We start from the raw sequence: 21,501 nt of genomic DNA, 5'->3' as shown, positions 1-21,501 counted from the left end.
TGACAAGGAATGCTACATAATGTATCTATTATATGATAAATGGCGCGCGAAAAGATAGGCAATTTGAAAAATATAAAGACAAAAACCTCTCCATCAAAGGAGAGGTCTCTTGCATTTTCTTATTTCCACCAGTCATCAAACATGGAAGCGGGTACTTGGCGTTTATGCTCTGATTGAACATAGCGCTTTTCAATCGCTTCTGCTGCTTGATCTGACACTGGCTTACCTTCTAAGTAATCATCAATTTCATTGTACGTAATGCCAAGTTCTGTTTCATCCGTTTGCTGAGGTTTGTCATCAAGCAGATCCGCTGTCGGTTTCTTTAAGTATAGACGCTCAGGTGCTTGCAGCGCTTCTAGCAGCATCCGGCCTTGGCGTTTCGTCAGACCTGTGAGCGGAAGAACATCTGCACCGCCATCACCATACTTCGTGAAGAAGCCGGTTACTGCTTCAGCTGCATGATCTGTACCGATGACAAGTAATCCTTCTTCTCCTCCGACAGCATACTGCGCGATCATTCTCATGCGTGCTTTGACATTTCCTTTATTAAAGTCAGACAACGGGCCGCCTGTGTCCTTTTGATATTGTTCACTGAATGCCGTCACGGCAGGCGCAATATCATATTTCCACGACTTGTCCGGCTGAATAAATGATAAAGCGAGCTGTGCATCATCTTCATCCTGCTGCACACCGTGCGGGAGGCGCACCGCAATAAAGACTGCCTCTTCTTTTCCTTCTTGACGCAGCTCAGATGCAGCCAGCTGTGCAAGACGGCCAGCGAGCGTTGAATCCTGTCCGCCGCTAATGCCGAGGACGAATCCTTTTGCTCCAGTTTTTTTCAAGTATTCCTTTAGAAATCCAACCCGCTTTTCGATCTCCTGCTTTGGGTCAATTGAGGGCTGCACATGCAACTCTTGGCTGATCTTTTTCTGCAAACTCATACACTTTTCCTCCTAAGCATCCTCTACATGAAGAGAACAGGTTTTACTCTGAATTCATTGGTTTGACAACGTTTTTTGAGTCTTCATTATACCATGTTTTCAGGAAGAACATTTTGTTAGACGTTCCCCTATTTCATTAATGATCAAACATTCACAAAAGAAAAAGACCATGTCTATATGGACTGGCCCTTTTCTTTTTTCAATCAATTTCTACCCGTATAGATGTACAGCTTGCGCCATTACACTTCCCAATATCAGAAGGACATGCGGATACGGCCACAATGAGATCCATTTCGGCTCGCAGACGAATGTAATCACCGGGAAGAGATTTTGGGAGCTCCACAGACAGTTTTCCTTTTTCATCAATGACTGTATTCATAAAGGCATTAAAAGGATAGTACATATCCTCCTTAGGAATCCCAAATGGCTCAAAGGCAGTCCGCAAATTATCGTAGCATGTATGCATGACCTCTAAATGCGTCCGACCGTATAAAAGCTGATACATTTCTTGCCGGCAGGCGGGCATGTATAAATCATGGCATTCGACTGTGTCTTCAATGACCGTAAACATCGGTTTATATAAATTAGAATAGAGCTTATCCCCTTTTTTCACTTTTGACGAAAATAGGCTGTCCATTGTCGCGCCTTGGTCAAATTTTTCATAAAAATCCTTTTCATGATAGGCCATGACATCTGCTACTTGCTGACCTTCAATATCAACGACCCGCATACATTGGCCTTTTCCTAAGCGAAAGCCGTGTCCATCCTTTGGTAAAATGACATATTCTCCGTTCATCACATGCACTCCTTTCCATGTCAGTATGCCCAAAACGTCCCCTTGATCATGTATAAAAAAAGACGGCGGTCACAAGCTAATGTCATTGAAATCGAAAGGTGTTGCACATGCATTGAAAGAAGAACAAACTTTATCTTGGTGGCAGCTTTCTCTCATCGGAGTCGGCTGTACAATTGGCACTGGTTTCTTCCTTGGTTCCAGCATTGCCATTACAAAGTCCGGTTTTTCCGTCTGCATTTCTTTTTTGCTTGCTGCGGTCGGAACCTATCTCGTCTTTAAGCATTTGGCTGCGATGACAGCCGATAACCCTGATAAAGGGTCATTTTGTTCCTATGCTCGTAAAGCATATGGACGCTGGGCAGGGTTTAGCAATGGCTGGGTGTATTGGTTTGCAGAAATGTTGATTACGGGAAGTCAGTTAACAGCGATTTCTCTTTTTACCCGCCACTGGTTTCCATCTGTTCCGCTCTGGGTGTTTTCTGCGATTTATTCCGCTCTTGCCCTGCTCGTGATTATCATAGGGCTTTCTTCTTTTCAAAAGACAGAAAATGTCCTTGCGGTACTGAAGACAGCGGCGATTTTTCTGTTTATGATCCTTGCGGTGCTTGTGTTATTCGGCATTCTGACAGATCATAAACCGACCCTGCATCTGCCAAACAAAGATCACGAATGGATGCCGCTCGGTGCACTTGGTCTTTGGAATGGATTGATTTACGCATTTTATGCATTTGGGGGAATTGAAGTCATGGGTCTGATGGCGGTTCATTTAAAAGATCCGAAAGATGCGGCAAAGGCTGGACGCGTCATGCTGATCATTCTAGCGGTCATCTATATCGTCTCGATCGGACTTGCTCTCTTGCTTGTCCCAGTAACAGCCTTTAACGAGAACAGCAGTCCATTTATTACATCATTAGATCCATTTCATTTATCAATCTTTCTTCATATCTTTAATGGCATTTTCATTATTGCCGGCTTTTCGACATTGGTTGCCTCACTCTATGCAGTCACGACGCTGCTTGGTACGATGTCGGAGCATCAAGATGCACCTGCTTGTTTTAAACAAAAAGACCCAACTCATGTCGGATGGCCTTCGATTATCTTAACTGCTGCTGGCTTAATTGTCTCGATTTTGCTTGCGCTCTTTTTGTCCAAACACATCTACGAGCATCTCACAACAGCAGCCGGCCTTACCCTTCTGTACACATGGGTATTCATTCTGTTCTCAAGTAAAAAGCTATCAAAGCCATCCACTCGCCAAACGTGCGAAATGATTCTTGCGCTTCTCTTGATTGGAGCCGCCATTTCAGGCACTTTAACAGAGGCAAGCGGACGACCTGGCTTTTTTATCAGCCTTGGGATCATTGCAGTGATTGCCATCATGGTGCTATTTATGAGAAAAAAGTGGAAGCAGCAGGATCAGACCGCATCATAATTTCATCATGTTTTTTAATGCAGTAAAAGGACATTTGGCGGAGGCTGGTTTCTCCGCCTCTTCATCTGGGAGAAAGTATTGCTTCCATTCATGATTGGTCGGATCACCGTACCATTTTAATGATGGGTGAACGCTGACCTCATCATACGCTTTGAGCCGCTTGCGAACGAGCTGGCTCATTTTTTGACCAAACTTGGTCGATCCATTCAATTTCTCAAACACCCATCTAGGCTGAAATGCCATCAAGACATAAGGGAAGTGGCGGCTTTTTCTGAGCTTATGAGCCGGTGTGGAGCACAAAATAAAATACGCTTCCCCGTGAAAGCAATACTCCCACTCATGATGATGAGTATCTAGTGGAATATCCTCAGGCCATGGCACTTCATCTTTCTGGTGCAGTCGTTGAAGCAGTGACCAAAACTGCTGCTCAAACTGTTCAAGTGAACTTTCTTTTAAATCCTGCGGTGTTTCAAAAAAACAAATAAATGAAGCATATTGACCCGTTTCTTTCGCACAGCTTTGATATTCTCTCAGCAGCTGGGCTAATTCATCAACCGCTTCCTCTTTCCTCGGATCACCAACAAACCCATAGCGTAAATGATCGAGAAAAAACCCCTGTCTTCCCGGTACACAAGGGAATGTATCTGCCTCATCTCCTACCATCTCTCCAAATTGAGTAAAAGCATCCTGCTTCCATTCTTCTAGTGATCGTAGATTTTGATCAAGGCAACTTTTTGCATACAACTGGGCCATTTCTCCCACCTCGTTTTAGCGTCTTCTCCATAGCCTATGAGAAAAAAAGGCTGTGGTGACTGTCCTTCAACGACTTTCCTTGCGCATTCAAGAGGTGGACGTTCTCGTTCAAATTGAGCATGTATGTGTGTCTTTCACTCCATGATGCATGAACAGACAAGTGTATGCGGCCGTCAAACTGCTTCTTTTAATAGAGCGCTTTTGTATCATTCCTATGATCTGTTCTTCATCAAAAAGACAGAATCAAGCACCCAATAAATGAGGGCTGAGCAAAAGCTAAATAGATAGACAATGTTGCTGTGATAACTGATAAGATCAGCATGCACACATAGTTGAATACTGGAAGAAAAATACAGATGGCAATATCCCACCATTATTCAAGAATGTGTTATGTCTGTCAATCCTTACAAAAAAACAGACTGAATGTATCAGTCTGCTTCAAATTGTTGACAAAGGGCTAAAATGATCTTCATTTTAGCCTTTTGTCTTCTTTTCAGCGTGATAGAAAACCTTTGCAGCCCTAGGAAGGACGAGTACCGGAGCGGAGCGAATTTGACATTCGTGAGCACCGGCACGCAGGACTGACACCGAATGCGAGGGTTTGTCTACACGCTGAAACAGACTGAATGTATCAGTTTGCTTTTCTACCCAATCAACGCCATGATCCCTTGATACCCAAAATAGGCGCCGAAACCAAGTAAAGATAAGCCTGCAAGAACGGATAAGCCATGTAAGACACGTTCACTTAAATAGCGCCTAAACGAACTAGCAAGCAGCGCCATACTGAAATCCCAGATCAGCATGCCGATAAAAATAGCCATGCTGTACATCAGCATTTGAGATGCCCCATACTTTTCAATCGTATTAGCCAAAATACTGCCGTAGATGCCAAGCCAAAATAAAATACTGAGCGGATTGGAAAGAGAAATGAAAAACCCCGTCATGAACGACTGACCAACCGAAGTGTTTCCACCATCCTTTTTCGGGCTCTCCTGCAAATTGATTTTACGCAGACTTTCAATGCCCGTATAGGTCAGAACGAAAAAGCCGAACAGCCACAAAAAGGTTTTCACTAGAGGTGCAGTCAAAAGCTGGGCGACACCAAAATAAATGAGGAGCATATAGACAATATCCGCGGCCATCGCCCCCACACCAAAAATCCACGCGTGCCAAAATCCACTTTTAATCCCTCTGTCGATTTGGGCTGCATTGACTGGCCCAACAGGCGCTGAAAGTGACAACCCTAAAAAGATATAACCAAAAAACACCGCCACATAGACGTCCTCCTTTTGATGCTGACTTGTACATATTATTCAAACGTTCTGTGTTTTAGTACAAGTCCTTTGTCATCTTTTCAGTTGGACTCAAGGAGACATTGGATATTGCTTACCGATCGGCTTTCAGCGCCGATTGCTGCGACAGGACCGTATCCTTTTTCTTAGCACGATTCATTTGAATCGCAGCTGCAAACAGAAGAACAGCTAAGAAGGCGAAAACAAAGACGGCACTTGCTGCTCCTGCCCATTCAAGACTAAAGCCAATCAAGAAGGACAAGCAGGCTCCGCCTAAACTTGCGGCTGCAATAAAGTAACTCGTTGCCTCGTCGATGGCATTTTCAATCATTAATGCAGATGCAGTCAGTGCGATTGGGAACATGCCAGCTGCGCACAGGCCGATGAAAAAGATGAGAAGCAGCTGCGCGGCGATGTGGGTTGTCAGGGCAAATACAACGAGCAGCAGAATCATGAGTGCTGCGCTTAGCTTTAAAAAACGCAGCGGATGCAGCTGATCCGCTTTTCTCGCAATGACAGTTCTGCCAATGACGATCGCTGTCCAAAAGGTAGAAACCGCAAAAAGACTCCAGTTGTCTCCTCCTTTTTCCAGCATGATCGACGGCAAAAAGTTCGCAAAGTTCGTTTCAATCCCTGCGTAGAAAAAAGCAAAACAGATCATGAGCACCACAATCATTCGATTGTTTCGATCAACAAGTAAGGACGGTTTTCTCATCCCATTGGAATTGGAAGAAGAAGCCATCTGTCCACGAGGCAATTTGTTCATAAAGGCAAGCCAGAGCATAAGAAAGAAAGTCAGTGCACCGACTTGAAATAAAAACACATAGTGCCACGTCTGTTCAGTGACAGTGAGCAGAATCACAAGTGGAAATAACAGCGCTCCTAACCCAAAAAAGACCTCCATGATGCTGATTCGCTTCGCACTGTTTGCCATCGAAATCACATACGCTCCGGCTGTGGTCTCAAGACTGCCTGCACCGCTCCCAAGAAAAAAACCTGCCAGCACAAGTGTTGTCCAGCCCGGCACCAAAAGCCCAAGGAGAAGTGACCCGATCATCAGCAAAAGACCCATGGTCAGAACAGCGCCATAGCCTTTTTTCCTCACAAGAATGGGGGATAACAGAACACCTGTCAAAAAACCAATAAACTGAAAAAAGATTAAAGAAGATAATTCCCCGGGACCCTTATCGTAACTTGACAGTAAATAAGGAGTTAAGCTGCCAAAAAACACATGAATGGTCCCAATAAAAAAATAAAAGACACAGCCAAAATAAAATACTTTTTTCATCTTTTCACTTCCTCTAAAAAGGAGCGGAGTCATGACATCCTCCGCTCCACCTCTTTAATATGCCCGGGCAGACTTGACAGCCTCTTCCCTCTCGAAGCATGTATTGAGCGCAGCCTGTGCGCGATACCCATCTACAAAATCAGCCACTTTCATATGAGATGGATATGAATCTGTATTCACCCAGTGCATCAGCTGATCACGGAACGTATCAGACCATCCGTAAAATTCATTTGGCGGATCTGTCAGCAGGGTTTGCGGCATTTGATGACGCTCCACACACAATCCATCACTGATCTCATATTCGTTTTTCATGTTCGTATGGTATTTGAATACCTTGTCATGACCAACGACTTCTACACTAAATCCGCATTCCTCAGGCTGCGTGCTTTTGGATGTGACCAAGTGAAAGAATACTTGATTCTCCATCTGACCGAAAATTTCGGTATGATCATCCACCTGCACCTTTTTCTCTTCTTTTTCCTTTACATGTGTCAGCATCTTGGTATTAAGTGATTCTTTCTTCATGTCACTGCCAAATAAGTACCACAGCATATCAATTAAATGAATACCAAGATCCCCTAATGCACCGCTCGTGCGCAGACTCTCACCGCTGTCTCTCCATGAAAATGTCTTTCTTCTGAGGGCACTGTTTTTCTTAAAATGAGTCCTGACGGTCAAAATGCGGCCTAATTCACCATTGGCAATCAAGTTCTTCAAAATATTCACAAAGGATAAGTAACGATAGTTAAAGCCCATACTGGCTTGAACCTGGAACTGTTTGGCTGTCTCCACCATTTCCTTCGCTTCCTTCAGCGACACAGCCATCGGCTTTTCACATAAAATGGGCTGTCCTGCTCTTAGTGCCTGAAGGGCATGGTCTTTGTGACAAAAATTAGGGGAGGCAATGATCAACCCATCAGATGCATCTGCTAGTGTTTCGATACTTGAATACACACGTCCGCCGTACTGTTTAATGAATCCCTGTGCAACTGACTCGTGCAAATCATAGACACCGGATAACTCTGCACCTTTGATTGTTGATAATGCTCTTGCATGAGCTTTTGCAATATTCCCTGCTCCAACAATTCCAATTTTCTTCATGAATGTGCCTCCTCATGTTTATACATCACTGTTTTCAGTGTTTCATAGATTCCTTTTGCATACCCATGATGACAAATCTGATGATGGTGCCGCTTGGCTTCGGCCGTCGCATTTTGGACGAGGAAACCATGCGTGACGGATTGAAGCATCCGCAAATCGTTCCCACTATCTCCAAAGGCAAAGCCTTGATCTTTCGATAAATCATATTGGTTCAGCATAAAGCGGACAATTTCATCCTTCCCTGTGCCGACTGGTAAAAAATCGACATCATAGCAATCCGCAGGGTCTCCTGCGAGCGGATTGCATTTGTTAATGTTGACCGCCACCCCGCGCTCTTTGGCAAGTGTTTGGATGAATGATAGATGATGAAGATCTGTCCGTTCATCCTGCTCCTGATAATAGAAATTCTTCTTATACCCTGAGCTGCCCAGCTGCGTTTGCGGTCTGAGATGAATTCCCTTTTCACGTACGGTTTCCAGGATGTCTTCAATTTTTTCATCTGAAAAGCCCTGCACATCCAGCCGCTTCATCCACTCCGCATCTGGCTGTCCAAAACGAGCTTCCGATGTATACACAATTTCAGTTCCTAAGTTCGACGCAATGAAATGCGGGAATTGATGAAAACCGCCTTTTTCCATTTTACTTGTGACAGAATCGAGGCTGCTTCCCGTGACCCAGCCAAGCATGAGCTGTCCTGCTTCGCTCTTTTCTGCCACAAAGGCTTCCAGCCGCTTTACATCCTCTCTCTGCTCATCGGTCATTCCGTGAGAATAATAGGTTTCATCAAAGTCACAGAAGACGATCCACTTCGGATTTTCCGGCTGATTCAGCAGCTTTTTATTGAATAGAAGACTTGATAACATGATGAACCCCCTCGATGACCTTCTCCTGATCTTGCAGCGGCATGCCTGGATACAGCGGCAAGTGAAGTAATTGCTGTGCTGCTTTTTCCGTGTGTGGAAGTGTCGTTTGTTTATACTTTTGAGAAACAAGATTTGTTTGATGCTGATGCGATAGAATCGGGTAATAAACATCTGTTTCTATGCCCATTTCCAGCAATTTCGCTGCAAGCTCATCTCGTTCTCCCTTCAACACTCTAATCGGGAACAGATGCCAGACGTGATCATCCGTCAGCTTCGGAAGCTTCAAGTATCCTTCTTCCTCAAGCGTTTGCAGCTGGTCAATGTATCGCTTTGCTAAGTAAAAGCGTTTAAAGTTTTGTAACCCTAAATACTTCATGCGTTCGAGTCCGATCGCTGCCTGCAAATTATCAATTTTAGAATTAAATCCATAGTCACTGCGTTTGACATTTTTCTTTCCTACTTCAAAGCCGTGATAACTGATCTCCATGCATTTTTCCGCTAAGGCTTCATCATTTGTGGCGATAGCCCCTGCCTTACCGCAGACGCCAAGGTTTTTGTATGGATTAAAGCTGAGAACAAGTCCATCTCCATATGCACCAAGGCTGCTGCTGCCGATCGCCTGACAGCCATCTTCAATGATTTTCAACCCATGCTGTTTCGCAATCGCCGAAATGGCCTTCATATCCGCTTGCTTTCCATATAAATGAACCGGAAGAATGCATACCGTTTGATCTGTGATATGCTTCTCAATTTCACTCGGTGCCAAGCAGTAAGTATCTGGATCAATATCGGCATAGACCGGAACAGCCCCAATCGCAAGCACTGCATTTTCTGTTGCAGCAAAGCTATTCGCTGGCAAAATGACCTCGTCTCCCGGATGGACGCCTGCTGATATGAGGCTGATCATTAGGGCATCTGTTCCACTTGACGTGGCAATGACATATTTCTTCCCTAAGTACTCAGCGAGCTGCTTTTCAAACGCCGGAATATATGGCCCTGAAGTAAAACGGCCAGAACTCAATACTTCTTTCAACACCTGCATGATATCATCGATCTCATCCTCTGAAATCAGTTTATCAACTGGCAGAAATGGTATCTTTTTTTCCTTATTTTGTTTATAATGGAAGAGAATTTTTTCCAAGCCTGTGCGCCCTATATCTTGCTCAAGGAACGTCACCAGCTTTTCATTTGCTAGGTGCTTCTCAACTGAATCAGACTTTACTTGAACACCTTGATTGATCATATCCAGCAAAGGAAGATAATCCTTGCTTTTACCTGATATCTTCGTCAATATTTGCATTCCATTCCCTCCAATTAATCAATTCCATTTGTTAATATTTAACTTGTTTCACATTGTAAATGATGTTATCGATTTCAGAACAATAACTTTGTGTAAAGGATTTGTTAATATGTGTACAATTTATGAAATTGCCAAACGCTGCGGGGTTTCAACCACCACCGTTTCCAGAGTGCTGAATCATCATCCATATGTGTCAGAGGAAAAGCGTCAGCTCATTTTACAGGTGATGAAAGAAATGGAATATACACCGAGTTCAGCGGCTCGCACTCTTCGTTCACATCAGACAAAAACCATTGCTGTGTCTGTCCCGGCTGTGGACCATCCTTTTTTTGCACAATTGATTAAAGGCATATCAAAGGAAGTACTGGATCAAGGTTATAAAGCCATCGTGCTTCAGACGTTTTATCAGGAATCGTTAGAGCTTGAAGGGCTTCAATTATTAAAAAAAAGAGAAGTAGATGGGGTCATATTAGGGGCATTAGAAAATCCGTGGGAAAAGATCGAGCCATTTTTAACGAACGGCCCTATTGTCATGGCGAACGAATATCATCAAACAGCAGACATCCCGATTATTGGATACGATGAGCGGGAAGCCGCCTATAAAGCGGTTGACTACTTGATTCAGTCAGGGCGAAGATCGATTGGGTTTTGCTTTGATACTGAAAGCAGTGAAGCACAAAAACAAAGGAAACAGGGCTATCTTGATGCACTTTCTGCACACGGCTTGCCGCTGCATGACGATTGGCTTTTCGGGGAGGCCTTCACCATTGAAGACGGTTTTCGCTTAATGGATGTCATCCATGACATGAAGAATGCACCTGATGCCATTTTCACGGGTAATGATCAAGTCGCAGCAGGGCTCATTAAACAGGCCATTTCATACGGTTATCAAATCCCTAAGGATCTAGCGGTGATCGGCTATGACAATCAAGACATTTGCGAGGTGACAGCTCCAACAATCACCACAATTGACATCCCGATCGTAGAGCTTGGCCAGCGGTCTGTGCAGCAAATAATCGAGATCCTGCAAGACCAAAAACCATTACAGCGTGAACATATCCAGCTGCCTACCCGGCTTGTGACAAGGGAATCGACATAAACAAAAAAGACTGAGAGCTGTCTCAGTCTTTTTTTAAACCTATACAAATAGAGCAAGAATGAATGTCCATATACACACAATGCCGAGCAGGATGAAGCTGTACTTCACGGTCTTTTGGAAGAGCTCAGATTCTTTACCTGTTTCTCCAACAGCTGCTGTAGCTATGGCGATGGATTGTGGAGAAATTAATTTTGCCATGACCCCGCCAGTTGTATTTGCCCCGATTAACAAACCTGCCTGTGAGCCGATTTGAGAAGCAGTGACCGCTTGAAGGTTGCCGAATAAGGCGTTGTTACTCACGACAGATCCTGTAATAAACACCCCGATCCAGCCAAGCACCGGGCTGACAAGCGGGAACAAATCGCCTGTTTTGGCAAGTGCAAGCCCAATGGCTGAACTTAGTCCAGCGAAGTTCGCCAAGTTGGCAAAGCCCATGACAAAACAAATGGTGAGAACAGGTACCCAAAGCTCTTTCACTGATGCTTTTAAGCAGGCAGCTCCTTCTGTTAATGTAATATGTCTGCTAAACAAACCTGTCAGCATCACCGCAATCAGAATGGCAGTACCCGTTGCACTGATGACATCAATTTTAAAGATCGCATCAATAGGTGTTTCTGTTTGTGCAATTGGTGGTAATTTCACAATTTGCTGATGCAAAAAAGGCATTTTCACTAAAATGGTTGTCCAGTTGAGCGGGCCTCCTACAGCAAACAATGCTTTAAATGCTGGAAGACTCCATACCGTAATAATGGCGGTTAAAATATAGAACGGAGACCATGCTTTCAGCACTTCAATGCCGCGATACGTTTGTTTCTGTTCAATGGCTGGTGCTCCTTCTTCACGATAAATGTGTTTCGGCTGCCATTTTCGAAGAAATAAAGCCAAAATGCCCATACTTGCTAAAGCTGAAATAATATTGGCAAGCTCAGGACCCATTGTCACCATTGTGACAGCTTGTAAAATGGCATAGCTTCCACTTACAACAAGCAAGGCAGGGAGCGTTTCTTTAATCCCTTTGAATCCGTCCACAATGAGAATGAGCAGGAACGGAATACAGAATGAAATAAACGGAATCGTATACACAAGGGTTTGAGATAACGCAAGCGGCGTCATATTGCCCATTTGCGCCCCTGTAATGACTGGGATACCCACAGCACCAAATGCGCCAGACGCAGCATTGGCAATTAAGCAGAGCATCGCAGCTTTCAGCGGTTTAAACCCAAGCTCTGTTAAGAGAGCAGCACTGATCGCAATCGGTACACCAAACCCAGCGGCTCCCTCTAAAAATGCATTAAAACTAAAACCAATTAATAATAGCTGAAGACGTTGATCTTGAGAGATTCCTGCAATACTAGAACGAATGACATCGAATTTACCAGATTTCACAGCAATTTTATAGAGCCATACCGCCATGATGACGATATATCCAATCGGCCACAGCCCATTAGATATACCGAGCAGCACAGCAGATAATGCCTTTTCAATTGGCATATGAAAGAAGAAAACAGCTGTTACAAAGCTGACGATTAAGGTAAAACAAGCGGCTAAAACACCTTTTAACTTAAATACAGTTAATGCAAGCAGGAAAAACAAAATTGGGAGCATTGCTACCAATGCACTCACGAACTCATGACCAAACGGATTATATATTTGCTGCCACATAGTGATTCATCCTTTTCTGCTCAGATAGGTTGCTTTTGATTAAAAATGAGGAGCCAAAATCTCTTTTAACACATTCACACTGTGTGCGAATTGTTCTTTTTCTGTATCATTAAGTGCAAGCTCCATCACTTCTGTTGCGCCATTTCGATTCACAAGGGCAGGTACACCAATGTAGACATCTTCTGCTCCATACTCTCCATCTAAGTAAGTGCTGACGGTCAAAATACTGTTTTCATTGTGCAGGATCGCTCTTGTAATGCGGGCCAAACTCATCGCTACGCCGTAGTAAGTGGCGCCTTTTTTCTCAATGATTTGGTAAGCGGCATGGCGGACATTTTCCATCATCTCATCTAAATCTTCTTGTTTGTATTGATCATTTCTCTTCATTAATTCTGTAATGGGTACACTTCCGATATTCGCATGACTCCACACAGCAAGCTCTGTATCCCCATGCTCTCCAATGATGTACGCATGCACATTGTGTGCCGCTGCTTCAAAGTACTCACTGAGCATGTATCTAAATCTTGCAGTATCAAGTGTGGTTCCACTGCCAATCACTCGCTCTTTTGGCAGACCACTGAATTTCCAAGTGGCATATGTCAAAATATCAACAGGGTTCGTGGCGACTAAGAAAATACCATCGAATCCACTTTTCATCACATTGTCTACAATGCCTTTAAATATATTTAAATTTTTCTCAACAAGGTCAAGTCTCGTTTCACCTGGCTTTTGGTTCGCACCAGCACAGATACATACAATGTCTGCATCCTTACAATCCTCATAATCTCCATACCATGTATTCACAGGATGCGGAGCAAATGCTTTCCCGTGGTTTAAATCCATGACGTCACCCATTGCTTTATCTTGATTTAAATCGATGACAACCAATTCATCTGTGATCGCTTGATTTATTAATGTAAAGGCATAACTGCTGCCTACAAAACCTGCTCCAATAAGTGCTACTTTGTTTACTTTTTCGTTTGTCATTTATCTCATCCTCCTGAGTAAAACTAGGTTGTTTTTTGTATGTGAAGTATTTCACATTCTTATTGTGCAACACTTCACAAACTTTTGCAAGGGGGCTGCTCAAAAAAAATATGTAGCGAATTTGTGAACACACTTATTGTGCTTTCAAAGCGCTGTCTCCATGCATATTTCCACAAGAAAAAAGCTGCCAAACAATTGTCAGCAGCTTTATACATGTTTAATAAGGTCCCCAGTTGATCATAACGCCGATACAAATAAAGACAAGGCCAATGACAAACCAAATGAGCGCAAGCGGCACCATAAAACGCAGCCACTTCACATAAGGAATACCACTTGCAGCAAGCACAGCCATCAACACACCTGACGTCGGATTGATACAGTTGACGACCCCTTCGCCAAGCATAACCGCTTCAACAGCTACCTGTCTTGTGATGCCCATTAAATCAGCCAGTGGCGCAAGAATTGGAATAAAGACAACCGCTTCTCCTGATCCTGATGAAATCAAAAAGTGAAGAAGTGCACTCGCAATATACATCCCAATCGCACCAGCAATTGGACTAAATCCTGTCAGCATACTCGCCAAGCCATTGACCACGGTATCAAGCAGCTTACCGTTTTCCAAAATGACAGAAATGCAGCGTGCCATTCCGACAATGAGTGCACCGTAAACAAGGCTTTGACAGCCGACAATAAATGTTTTCGCAATATCATTGGCTGCTAATCCGCCAAGCAATCCAGCAGCAATGGCCATATAAATGAACACACCTGCCATTTCCTTATCGGTCCAGCCAAGCTGAAGCGCGCCATATAAGAAGCCCCCAAGAGACAATCCGCACACCGCTAAAATCAGCTTATGTCTGCCGGTAAATGCAGGCTTGTCCACAGATTCCGCATCAGCTCCGCCAAGCCCCTTCGCAGGAAACCATTGATCACCAAGAAGGCTTCCCTTTTCTTTATTCTTCAGGCGTCTTGTATATAAATAGATGTACACAATACTAGATATAAGAAAGCAAAGATAAATAATGACACGCAGGCCAATGCCAGAAAAGATCGGCAGCTCTGCAATCGTTTGAGATAAACCTAGTGGAGATGGAGACAAAATGGTTGCGTTAAATCCAGCATAACAGCCGATGTAAATGACCGCTGCTCCTGCCACAGCGTCCCATTTCAAGGACCTTGCCACAATGATCCCGATTGGAATAAATCCTATAACAGAGTTCACGACAATGCCGGTCGTTCCAAGCACCGAAAATAATCCTCCAACAATACAAATAAACAATAATTGCTTCGTTTGAAACCTGCTGATGACATGGTGAATCATTCCGTTAATGGCACCTGTTTTCTCCAAAATGGCAATGGTTCCGCCAGTAAATAGAATGAGAAAAATAATAGAAGAGGACCCTACCATCCCTTCCTGAATGGCTGTAAAAAAGCCAACGGGACTTACGGGTGATTGATCAATGCGGTGATAGCTGCCAGGAACAGCTGTTGTGATTTCCCCTGATGTCTTTCGGTCAAACTCACCCGCTGGTACAAAATACGTTGCAATGGTACAAATGAGCGCAATGATAAATAAGAGAACATACGCATCCGGCATTTGAAGTTTTCGTTTTTGTTTCTCTGGTGCTGATACTGTCGCTGTTTTCATGTATCAAAACCCCTTTGTCCCGATCGGAATTTTACTTAATTTTCTGAATAATCAAATGATGTGTTATATTATAAACACTGATGATATTTAAGATCAATATTATTTCACTAAAAGAATGTTTTGGCAGATTTTCTGTCAGCAAGGAGGCTACTCATGACAACTTTGACAAACGAAATGCAACAGACCGTGACAGACATCTTTGAACATCTGCACGCCCACCCAGAAATCAGCTGGGAAGAAACGAATACGACGGCTTATCTTGAAGGCATTTTAAAAAAAATGGGCTGCAAGACTCGAACTTTTGACGACTGTACAGGAGTGATCGGTGAAATGGGAGAAGGCGCACCAGTGGTCGCTGTGAGAGCCGATATTGATGCACTTTGGCAGGAAGTAGATGGTGAGTTTCAACCCAATCATTCATGTGGTCACGATGCACACATGACAATGGCTCTCGGCACCTTCATGGCATTAAAGGAAAAGGAGCTCCCGAACGGCACCATCCGCTTCATTTTTCAGCCTGCTGAGGAAAAAGGCGGCGGCGCGCTGAAAATGATTGAAAAAGGTGTGTTAGCAGACGTTGATTACTTATACGGAGTGCATGTGCGCCCAATTCAAGAAACATTAAACGGACGCTGTGCACCTGCCATTTTGCATGGATCGAGTAATCATTACATCGGCACAATTATTGGAGAGGAAGCCCACGGTGCACGCCCGCATCTTGGGGTCAACGTCATTGAAGTGGCTTCTACCCTCGTACAGAGACTCGCGCATATCCATGTCGACCCAAGAGTTGCACATTCTGTGAAAATGACCAACCTGAATGCTGGCGGAGGCAGTTCAAACATCATCCCTGGCAAAGCTTCTTTTACATTGGATGTCAGGGCACAAACAAATGTTGTGATGGATGAACTAGAAAAAGAAATTGAAAGAGCCGTACATGCTGTAGCGGATGCCTTTGGCGCTTCCATTACACTTTCAACCGATCACCGTCTGCCTGCCGCAACCTTAAATGAGGAAGCTGTCCAGATCATGTCTCATGCCATTGAACAGGTTTTAGGCAAAGAACAGCTCGATCCCCCGATCGTCACGACAGGCGGAGAGGATTTTCACTTTTATGCAGCAAAGGTTCCGCATATCAAATCCACGATGCTTGGTTTAGGCTGTGATCTAGAGCCCGGTCTACATCATCCATATATGACATTCGACCGCTCTGCTATCTTTACCGGCATTGAGATCTTGACGGAAGCTGTCTATCAAACCCTTCAGCAGCATTCATCATAAAATCAAAAAACCACCCGTTTTTTCTTTAAACGGGTGGTATGCTTTATATTATGCATTCAAATCTGTCATGGCTGGGACGTTGATTTCTTTTACACAGGATACCCTTGATAAATGAATCACACATCTCGCAAGCTCTACAATATCCTGTACAGGGATTCTCGTTTCACCATATAGAGTGATGGCTTTTTCGGCTCCATCTTCATATGGAACCTCTGCCGCCAGCTCTCCTGGATTGATACAGGTGACGGATATTTTATCTTTTCTCACATGTTCTCACAGTGCATTCACAATTCCGCGCAGGCCAAATTTAGAAGCGACAAAAGAAACCTGCGGCAGGTTTGTATGATCTAGTCCCGCCGTTGAGCCAATCACGATGATTTTTCCATTCTCCGATTTCCTTACGTGCGGAAGCAGTGCTTGGATGTAAGTAATCGTAGAGGTGACATTCACATTGATTAAATGAGCGATATCCTCTGGCTGATCGTGATCGAATGAATAATCATCTTCAAAGCCTCGTTTTTCCCATAAACCAATGTTATAGATGAGAACATCAATGGTTTTATTCTCCAATGCTTCGAGCATAAAAGGGATGTGGGTTTGGCTTGATAAATCAATTTTCAGCCAAATTCTATGTACACCGTCATCTATGTTCAAACTGCTCGGTTCACTTCGAGACACAATCCAAACTGTATCTCCACTTGAAGGAAGACCTTTTACAAAAGCATCCCCTAAGCCTTGACTCGCACCGAATATGATATAGTTTTTACTCATAGCTCCTCCTTCTACGGCTCATGAGCTTTCAGTCAGACTGCAGCTCATCTGTAAGCGTTTTATGCCTATATCATATAGGTTCTAAGATCTAACTGCCTCTTTTATGCCTGTCTTCACTTTCGGCTACTTGATTTCCTTTAATTCCACTGGTAACGCACGCTCTTCTATAAAGGATTGAATCATATCAATAAACAGTTCTTTCTTTTCAAACGTAAAGGTATGTCCAATATCAGGAACGACGACACCTGCTGCCTTCGGATGTGATGTCGTTATTTTCTTTGCTGACCGTTTCATGATACCTTTTTCCTTTTCTCCCACTGTGACAAGAATCCGTGCCTTCGCTTGTTGAAACGTGTCTGGGAGCTTGTAATGGAGATTTTCTTGAAACATCGTCAGAAGGGTTTTCTTCTGCAAACTCTTCGAATCCGCCGCATAGTCATTCAGTACATCGTTTGGAAGCCCCATCTTTTCAGCTTGGAGCTGGATAAACCAATCTTTCTTTAATAATGGATACGTAAGAGGTAAAAGAGGTCTCACCATCAAGTAAAGCCATGGCAGCGGCATCACAAGAGCGCTGTTGATGACGGCTATGTCTACGATATCAGGCTCATTCGATAACACTTCAACGGCAACCTGTGCACCTAGAGAGAATCCAATGAGTATCACTTTACGGCCGTGCGCATGCTGCTTGAACCACGAGATGACTTCAAGAGCGCTTTCTCGCATGGAAAATGACTGTTCATTTGCTCTTGTCCCATGACCAAGCAGATCAGGCGTATAGCATTCATACGCTTCCTTGAATGTTTCCATCTGCTCCTGCCACATCCAGCTGCTGACTCCTCCGCCATGCAGGAAAATCATGATTGGCTTATCCATCATCGACAACTCGTCCACCATCCTTATATAAGAAAAAAGCAGCCGCTTTTTGAGCAGACTGCTTTTTCATATGCTCCCTTCTATTATAAGGGAACCTCATCACTATAGGCTATTTTTTCAAATCCTCAATCGAGTTGACGTTCTTCATATATGTCGGAACAACTAGCCCCATGCGAAGACCTTTCATACTTGTGCCTAGATCATCATATTTCCCTTTAAACTTCGCTGCATACGTTTTATGCGTATTTGGCAGCCAAGCAGATAATGAGGCATCCGCACTTCCAGTTGCAATTGCTGTCCACATTGGACCTGCTTCCACCTGAGTCAAGGTCACTTCAAATCCGAGCTCACGCAGTACTTCTGCAGCGACATTAGTACTTGCAATCTCACTATCCCACGCAACGTAGGCAAGATTGACTTTGTCACCATTCGACTTTTTCACGCCTTTTGTCCATTTCGCTACTTGGTCTTTATGTTTCTTCACATATTTAACGGCGGCATCCTTTGGATTGATACCATCTTGGATATCCATCATGACTTCGCCCATGTCATCTTGAGACCATTTAAATTGACTAAGCATTTTGGCTGCTTCCGGCTGATCTTTTGCAAAACCTTTACGTGAAATCGTATGAATCTCTTCCGCTTCACCGTAAGATTTCTTTGGATCCTCTAAATATTTTAAATCATAGCGAGTAAACATCCAGTGTGGATTCCAGCCAGTGATAATAATTGGCTTTTTACGGTCGTAAGATTTCTTGAGCGTTGCGGTCATAGCTGCACTTGATGCAGACACAACCGTCCAATCCTCTAAGCCGTAATCCTTTTTCGCTTGATCCGTTAGCGCCATAATCCCTGAACCCGGATCAATGCCGATAATGGTTTTATTCACCTGCTGTGCTGCACTCGCATTTGAATCTGACTTCACGCCACAAGCGGCTAGTAAAAAGACAAGCAGGGCGGTCATCCCAATGTAGAGAGACTTTTTCCACATTAAGCATTCCCCCTGGTTTTTTTCGTTTTAATGTTTTGTGTAATACGGTCGAGTGTAATCGCCACAATCACAATGGCAATACCTGCTTCAAAACCAATTCCTGTTTTCAGCTGCGTTACCGCACTATATACTTCCGAACCAAGTCCTGGAGCACCTACCATTGCCGCAATGACGACCATTGATAGAGCAAGCATGATACTTTGGTTAATACCAGCTAGGATGGTTTTTGTTGCAAGTGGAAGCTGAACTTTGAATAAACGCTGGAATGTCGTTGAACCAAATGCTTCTGTTGCTTCAATTAAATCAGCTGGTACTTGTTTAATACCGAGAATCGTCATACGAATCGTTGGCGGCATGGAGAAAATAACTGATGCCACAACCCCAGGCACAACGCCAATGTTAAAGAAGAAGATTGCTGGTAATAGATAAACGAATGCAGGCATTGTCTGCATTAAATCTAAAATAGGTGTTACAATCTTACGCACAGTTTCCTTCTGTGATGCCCAAATACCGATCGGAACCCCGATCACGATGGAAATGACCACAGCTGTCAAAACGAGCGCAAGTGTTTGTAGCATTGGATGCCAGTAGCCTAAATAGTCAATCAGCAAAAATCCAATAAGTGTGAAAAGAGCAACTCCTCTTGTACTGATCCACCAGGCAATGCCGGCAAAAATAAGGGTTAAAATAATAGATGGAATCACACCAAGTGCTGCCACAATTCCATTTACTGTGCCTGCTAATCCATTTGTGATGCCATCAAAGAAACCACCAAACGTTAATGTTAACCAGTCAACAAATCGATCAATGTAATCCGCGAACTGAATTCTAGGTAAATCACTCATACTAAACATCTTATTCTACCTCCTGTGCAGAAGGCTCTTGTGTTTTAATTTCCTCAAGTTTGTTAGAAGACATGTTGATATACTCATCATTACCTGATAACGCACCAATTAATGCACCTCTGACCACAATACCCTTCATTCTGTTTTTCTCATCGACAACGGCAATCGGAATGTTTGCTGCATCAGATACTGCGTCAAAGATTTCTGTCAAATACGTAGATTCCAATACTGTCGTGAATTCTTTATCGAGAACTGTTTCAAGCGACGCTCCCATTTCTGCCGCCTTTTTCGCTGCTTGTGCAGAAATAACACCTAATAAATGCTTTTTCTTATCTACTGCATAGATAGACGAAATCCCAAGGTTTTTCATGAGCGTGAGCGCAACACGTGCCCCTTTGTCGATCTGAATTGTTTCTGCACGTTTCATAATATGACCAGCGGTTAATACTTTAGAAAGGTCGACATCTTCAACGAAACGTTCAACATATTCATTCGATGGGTTCATCAGAATTTCTTCTGGTGTTCCGATTTGAACGATATTTCCGTCCTTCATGAGCACAATGCGGTCGCCAATCCGAAGCGCCTCATCTAAATCATGGGTAATGAAAATGATCGTTTTTCCTACAGATGTATGAAGCTCAAGCAATTCATCCTGCATATCTTTACGAATTAATGGATCGAGTGCGCTGAATGCTTCATCCATTAATAAAATGTCAGGGTCATTTGCTAATGCACGTGCCAATCCAACACGCTGCTGCATCCCGCCACTTAATTGGTTTGGGTACTGTTCTTCAAAGCCTTCAAGTCCAACAAGCTTTAAGGATTCAAGCGCTTTTGAGCGGCGCTCTTCTTTGTCTACACCTTGTAATTCAAGACCGTACTCTGTGTTCTCAAGAATCGTACGGTGGGGGAACAATGCGAAGTTTTGGAAGACCATGCTGATCTTTTTCCGTCTGACTTCACGCAATTGATCCTTTGACATATTTGTTATCATATCCCCATCAATAAATATTTCTCCGGAGGTTGGTTCGATTAACCTATTTAGCAGCCGCACAAGTGTGGACTTTCCGCTCCCTGATAGCCCCATGATGACAAATATCTCGCCGTCATACACATCAAAATTTGCTCGATTGACACCAACTGTTGCGCCGGTCTCTTTTAGGATCTCTCTTTTTGTTTTCCCTTTTCCAAGCATTTGAGATGCTTTTTTAGCATTTTTACCGAAAATTTTAGATACATTATTTATCTTGATTTTGATAGTTCTCTCTTCAGAATTCATATTTTCCCTCCAAATTAGCATCTTTATAACCGTAACATAAGCGTTATGATGCGAACAATCTTTAGAATTCGCTTATTTCCGCACAATATGTATGAATTCCATATAGAGGTCTGGTGATTAGAGTTTATACGCCGTATTACTCGTAAATCCTATAGAATGCTTCATAAACTACATATTTTACGGGGTATTTCCTCTCATCAGACAATATTTTACTGGAAATTCCTAATTGTGCTAAAAAATTAACTCGAATCCTCACCATAGCGAACTTTTTCAAACATGGGTGAACCATTCCCCTG

Annotated in this window: 18 protein-coding genes and 1 pseudogene; 3 read left to right on the top strand and 16 right to left on the bottom strand. The window is 43.5% G+C overall.

Annotation, left to right across the window (positions count from 1 at the left end; genetic code table 11):
• Window positions 1-119: 119 nt before the first annotated feature.
• On the bottom strand, window positions 120-941 hold the full coding sequence (gene nadE, locus C6348_RS12690; protein ID WP_034664190.1) for an ammonia-dependent NAD(+) synthetase: 822 nt from the start codon (window positions 939-941) through the stop codon (window positions 120-122).
• 199 nt (window positions 942-1,140) lie between these two features.
• The gene (locus C6348_RS12685) at window positions 1,141-1,737 is read right to left on the bottom strand and encodes a DUF1989 domain-containing protein (protein WP_034664192.1); all 597 of its coding nucleotides are present in this window, start codon (window positions 1,735-1,737) and stop codon (window positions 1,141-1,143) included.
• Window positions 1,738-1,816: 79 nt separating this feature from the next.
• Here C6348_RS12685 and C6348_RS12680 point away from each other — a divergent pair, with 79 nt between their 5' ends.
• Complete coding sequence (locus tag C6348_RS12680) at window positions 1,817-3,169, top strand: amino acid permease (RefSeq protein ID WP_106043377.1); 1,353 nt, start codon at window positions 1,817-1,819, stop codon at window positions 3,167-3,169.
• Here the strand turns inward: C6348_RS12680 and C6348_RS12675 are convergent.
• The 6 genes from C6348_RS12675 to C6348_RS12640 all read right to left on the bottom strand — a co-directional run bounded on the left by C6348_RS12675 (window position 3,164) and on the right by C6348_RS12640 (window position 9,766).
• Window positions 3,164-3,922, bottom strand: coding sequence for a YqcI/YcgG family protein (locus C6348_RS12675; protein WP_106037070.1), 759 nt, complete (start codon window positions 3,920-3,922; stop codon window positions 3,164-3,166). The genes C6348_RS12680 and C6348_RS12675 overlap by 6 nt on opposite strands.
• A 644-nt stretch (window positions 3,923-4,566) precedes the next feature.
• On the bottom strand, window positions 4,567-5,196 hold the full coding sequence (locus tag C6348_RS12660; protein WP_034664197.1) for a LysE family translocator: 630 nt from the start codon (window positions 5,194-5,196) through the stop codon (window positions 4,567-4,569).
• 112 nt (window positions 5,197-5,308) lie between these two features.
• Complete coding sequence (locus tag C6348_RS12655; RefSeq protein WP_106043373.1) at window positions 5,309-6,502, bottom strand: MFS transporter; 1,194 nt, start codon at window positions 6,500-6,502, stop codon at window positions 5,309-5,311.
• A 54-nt stretch (window positions 6,503-6,556) separates the two neighbouring features.
• Window positions 6,557-7,603 (bottom strand): Gfo/Idh/MocA family protein, encoded by a 1,047-nt coding sequence (locus C6348_RS12650; RefSeq protein WP_106043371.1) that lies wholly within the window; start codon window positions 7,601-7,603, stop codon window positions 6,557-6,559.
• The gene (locus C6348_RS12645) at window positions 7,600-8,466 is read right to left on the bottom strand and encodes an HAD-IIB family hydrolase (protein ID WP_106043369.1); all 867 of its coding nucleotides are present in this window, start codon (window positions 8,464-8,466) and stop codon (window positions 7,600-7,602) included. The genes C6348_RS12650 and C6348_RS12645 overlap by 4 nt, the downstream gene beginning before the upstream one ends.
• Window positions 8,441-9,766, bottom strand: a complete 1,326-nt coding sequence (locus tag C6348_RS12640; protein WP_106043367.1) for a DegT/DnrJ/EryC1/StrS family aminotransferase — start codon at window positions 9,764-9,766, stop codon at window positions 8,441-8,443. The genes C6348_RS12645 and C6348_RS12640 overlap by 26 nt, the downstream gene beginning before the upstream one ends.
• 109 nt (window positions 9,767-9,875) lie before the next feature.
• Between C6348_RS12640 and C6348_RS12635 the strand changes: the two genes are divergently transcribed.
• Window positions 9,876-10,865, top strand: a complete 990-nt coding sequence (locus C6348_RS12635) for a LacI family DNA-binding transcriptional regulator (RefSeq protein WP_034664207.1) — start codon at window positions 9,876-9,878, stop codon at window positions 10,863-10,865.
• Between the two features lie 39 nt (window positions 10,866-10,904).
• Here C6348_RS12635 and C6348_RS12630 read toward each other — a convergent pair whose 3' ends face one another.
• The 3 genes from C6348_RS12630 to C6348_RS12620 form a co-directional block, all read right to left on the bottom strand.
• On the bottom strand, window positions 10,905-12,527 hold the full coding sequence (locus C6348_RS12630) for an L-lactate permease (protein ID WP_106043365.1): 1,623 nt from the start codon (window positions 12,525-12,527) through the stop codon (window positions 10,905-10,907).
• 39 nt (window positions 12,528-12,566) lie between these two features.
• On the bottom strand, window positions 12,567-13,514 hold the full coding sequence (locus tag C6348_RS12625) for an L-lactate dehydrogenase (protein ID WP_060595484.1): 948 nt from the start codon (window positions 13,512-13,514) through the stop codon (window positions 12,567-12,569).
• A 217-nt stretch (window positions 13,515-13,731) separates the two neighbouring features.
• Window positions 13,732-15,162: a YfcC family protein gene (locus C6348_RS12620; RefSeq protein WP_106043363.1), complete on the bottom strand. Its 1,431-nt coding sequence runs from the start codon at window positions 15,160-15,162 to the stop codon at window positions 13,732-13,734.
• A gap of 153 nt (window positions 15,163-15,315) precedes the next feature.
• Here C6348_RS12620 and C6348_RS12615 point away from each other — a divergent pair, with 153 nt between their 5' ends.
• Entirely contained in the window at window positions 15,316-16,443 is a 1,128-nt protein-coding gene (locus C6348_RS12615; RefSeq protein ID WP_106043362.1) for a M20 peptidase aminoacylase family protein, read from the top strand.
• A 48-nt stretch (window positions 16,444-16,491) separates the two neighbouring features.
• Here C6348_RS12615 and C6348_RS12610 read toward each other — a convergent pair.
• From C6348_RS12610 to opuAA, 5 genes and pseudogenes are all read right to left on the bottom strand, one after another.
• A pseudogene (locus tag C6348_RS12610) lies at window positions 16,492-17,214 on the bottom strand (SDR family oxidoreductase).
• A gap of 123 nt (window positions 17,215-17,337) precedes the next feature.
• Window positions 17,338-18,093: an alpha/beta fold hydrolase gene (locus C6348_RS12605; RefSeq protein WP_223251574.1), complete on the bottom strand. Its 756-nt coding sequence runs from the start codon at window positions 18,091-18,093 to the stop codon at window positions 17,338-17,340.
• Window positions 18,094-18,199: 106 nt separating this feature from the next.
• Window positions 18,200-19,081: a glycine betaine ABC transporter substrate-binding protein gene (locus C6348_RS12600; protein ID WP_034664219.1), complete on the bottom strand. Its 882-nt coding sequence runs from the start codon at window positions 19,079-19,081 to the stop codon at window positions 18,200-18,202.
• Window positions 19,081-19,926, bottom strand: a complete 846-nt coding sequence (gene opuAB / locus C6348_RS12595; protein ID WP_034664471.1) for a glycine/proline betaine ABC transporter permease subunit OpuAB — start codon at window positions 19,924-19,926, stop codon at window positions 19,081-19,083. The genes C6348_RS12600 and opuAB overlap by 1 nt, the downstream gene beginning before the upstream one ends.
• A gap of 10 nt (window positions 19,927-19,936) precedes the next feature.
• Window positions 19,937-21,205 carry a glycine/proline betaine ABC transporter ATP-binding protein OpuAA gene (gene opuAA, locus C6348_RS12590; protein ID WP_034664221.1) on the bottom strand — a complete coding sequence of 423 codons (1,269 nt, stop codon included), beginning with the start codon at window positions 21,203-21,205 and terminating at the stop codon, window positions 19,937-19,939.
• Window positions 21,206-21,501: the final 296 nt, after the last annotated feature.

The organism is Bacillus sp. YBWC18, from assembly GCF_002998775.1.
GTDB lineage: Bacteria > Bacillota > Bacilli > Bacillales > Bacillaceae > Bacillus.
This window is presented reverse-complemented; position numbering and strand designations above follow the sequence as displayed.

Excerpts from the sequence above, each read along its gene's own strand:
- nadE (WP_034664190.1), bottom strand. The coding sequence starts at position 941 with ATGAGTTTGCAGAAAAAGATCAGCCAAGAGTTGCATGTGCAGCCCTCA.
- C6348_RS12685 (WP_034664192.1), bottom strand. The coding sequence starts at position 1,737 with ATGAACGGAGAATATGTCATTTTACCAAAGGATGGACACGGCTTTCGC.
- C6348_RS12680 (WP_106043377.1), top strand. The coding sequence starts at position 1,817 with ATGTCATTGAAATCGAAAGGTGTTGCACATGCATTGAAAGAAGAACAA.
- C6348_RS12675 (WP_106037070.1), bottom strand. The coding sequence starts at position 3,922 with ATGGCCCAGTTGTATGCAAAAAGTTGCCTTGATCAAAATCTACGATCA.
- C6348_RS12655 (WP_106043373.1), bottom strand. The coding sequence starts at position 6,502 with ATGAAAAAAGTATTTTATTTTGGCTGTGTCTTTTATTTTTTTATTGGG.
- C6348_RS12650 (WP_106043371.1), bottom strand. The coding sequence starts at position 7,603 with ATGAAGAAAATTGGAATTGTTGGAGCAGGGAATATTGCAAAAGCTCAT.
- C6348_RS12645 (WP_106043369.1), bottom strand. The coding sequence starts at position 8,466 with ATGTTATCAAGTCTTCTATTCAATAAAAAGCTGCTGAATCAGCCGGAA.
- C6348_RS12640 (WP_106043367.1), bottom strand. The coding sequence starts at position 9,766 with ATGCAAATATTGACGAAGATATCAGGTAAAAGCAAGGATTATCTTCCT.
- C6348_RS12635 (WP_034664207.1), top strand. The coding sequence starts at position 9,876 with ATGTGTACAATTTATGAAATTGCCAAACGCTGCGGGGTTTCAACCACC.
- C6348_RS12630 (WP_106043365.1), bottom strand. The coding sequence starts at position 12,527 with ATGTGGCAGCAAATATATAATCCGTTTGGTCATGAGTTCGTGAGTGCA.
- C6348_RS12625 (WP_060595484.1), bottom strand. The coding sequence starts at position 13,514 with ATGACAAACGAAAAAGTAAACAAAGTAGCACTTATTGGAGCAGGTTTT.
- C6348_RS12620 (WP_106043363.1), bottom strand. The coding sequence starts at position 15,162 with ATGAAAACAGCGACAGTATCAGCACCAGAGAAACAAAAACGAAAACTT.
- C6348_RS12615 (WP_106043362.1), top strand. The coding sequence starts at position 15,316 with ATGACAACTTTGACAAACGAAATGCAACAGACCGTGACAGACATCTTT.
- C6348_RS12605 (WP_223251574.1), bottom strand. The coding sequence starts at position 18,093 with ATGATGGATAAGCCAATCATGATTTTCCTGCATGGCGGAGGAGTCAGC.
- C6348_RS12600 (WP_034664219.1), bottom strand. The coding sequence starts at position 19,081 with ATGTGGAAAAAGTCTCTCTACATTGGGATGACCGCCCTGCTTGTCTTT.
- opuAB (WP_034664471.1), bottom strand. The coding sequence starts at position 19,926 with ATGAGTGATTTACCTAGAATTCAGTTCGCGGATTACATTGATCGATTT.
- opuAA (WP_034664221.1), bottom strand. The coding sequence starts at position 21,205 with ATGAATTCTGAAGAGAGAACTATCAAAATCAAGATAAATAATGTATCT.